The sequence below is a fragment of the Pseudomonas sp. 65/3-MNA-CIBAN-0223 genome (genome assembly GCF_040310425.1).
In the GTDB taxonomy this organism is placed as follows: Bacteria; Pseudomonadota; Gammaproteobacteria; order Pseudomonadales; family Pseudomonadaceae; genus Aquipseudomonas; species Aquipseudomonas gregormendelii.
In genome coordinates this window covers 1-260 of record NZ_JBEOPV010000214.1, presented here as the reverse complement: position 1 = coordinate 260, position 260 = coordinate 1, and the positions used below count along the sequence as shown (strand labels likewise).

The window sequence follows — 260 nt, the reverse complement described above, 5'->3', positions numbered from 1 at the left end:
ACGGCGGTGGCATCGATCGAATCGGTAATGGTGGTAACAGCCGGCGTAGTGCTCGGCACCAGGTTTTCAAAGTTGCCACCAGTAGCGCCAGTGATCGTAGTGCTGACAGTGCTGCCGTTGACATAAACGTCATTAGCCGGAGTTTCGACCACGACGGTGCCGGTAGTCTGACCCGCACCAATGGTGATGACCGAGCCATTGCTCAAGGTCACAGTCACCGGAGTGCCGGCAGGATTGGTCAGGGTCGCGGTGTAGGTAAT

The 260-nt window shown here is 57.3% G+C and carries 1 protein-coding gene; it reads right to left on the bottom strand.

What is annotated here, in order from left to right:
* On the bottom strand, positions 1-260 hold a 260-nt coding region (locus tag AAEZ09_RS28620), incomplete at both ends, for an immunoglobulin-like domain-containing protein (RefSeq protein WP_350601716.1).